Annotated in this window: 1 protein-coding gene; it reads left to right on the forward strand. The window is 44.8% G+C overall.

Annotated elements, in window-relative coordinates:
* Positions 1–906 (forward strand): IS256 family transposase (locus JMX98_RS13915; protein WP_201587419.1); only part of this gene is annotated, 906 nt, incomplete at its 5' end.
* Between the last annotated feature and the right edge of the window lie 31 nt (positions 907–937).

Consider the following 937-nt stretch of genomic DNA (forward strand, 5'->3'; position numbering starts at 1 on the left):
GATAGCCGCATCCTATCGCTATTTTCTCATGGCATGAGTTACCGTGACATACGCCACCACATTGCTGAGATATACCAACTTGAGGTCTCAGAGGCGACCATCAGTAGCATCACTGATGAGCTGATACCGCAGTTTAAAGCATGGCAATCTCGTCCACTCGACAGCGTTTATCCGTTTGTCTGGCTTGATGCGATTCACTACAAGGTCAAAGACGAAGGACGCTATGTCAGCAAAGCCATTTACACGCTATTGGCACTTAATACCGAAGGCAAAAAAGAACTCATTGGTCTGTATTGCTCTGAAAGCGAAGGGGCAAACTACTGGCTATCTGTGCTCACAGATTTACACAATCGTGGCGTACAAGATATTCTCATCGCTTGTGTGGATGGCCTAAAGGGTTTTCCTGAAGCCATCAATGCCATTTTCCCCAATACAGAAGTACAGCTGTGTGTGATTCATCAAATCCGTAATAGTATCCGTTATGTAGCTAGTCGTGATCAAAAAGCCTTTATGCGCGATTTAAAGCCTGTTTATAAGGCAGTTAATAAGGAGTCAGCTGAACTGGCTCTTGATGATTTAGAGGCTGTTTGGGGCGATCAGTATCCGGCGAAGATTAAGTCTTGGCGAGACAAGTGGCATTTACTATCTGCCTATTTTAAGTATCCAGAAGCGGTGAGAAAGCCTATTTATACCACCAATGCGGTGGAAGCGGTACATCGTCAGTTTCGTAAACTTACTAAAACCAAAGGCGCATTCCCGAATGAAACCAGCTTGCTCAAATTGTTGTATGTTGGTATGTTACATGCCAGTGCCAAGTGGACGATGCCGATTCGTAATTGGGGACAGACGATGATGCAGCTGTCTATCTATTTCCCTGGTCGATTAGATTCGGTGATGCGCCTTTAATTTAGTTGACACAGAGTTTTGAACGCCCTCA

Source organism: Psychrobacter sp. HII-4 (assembly GCF_904846595.1).
Classification (GTDB): Bacteria; Pseudomonadota; Gammaproteobacteria; order Pseudomonadales; family Moraxellaceae; genus Psychrobacter; species Psychrobacter celer.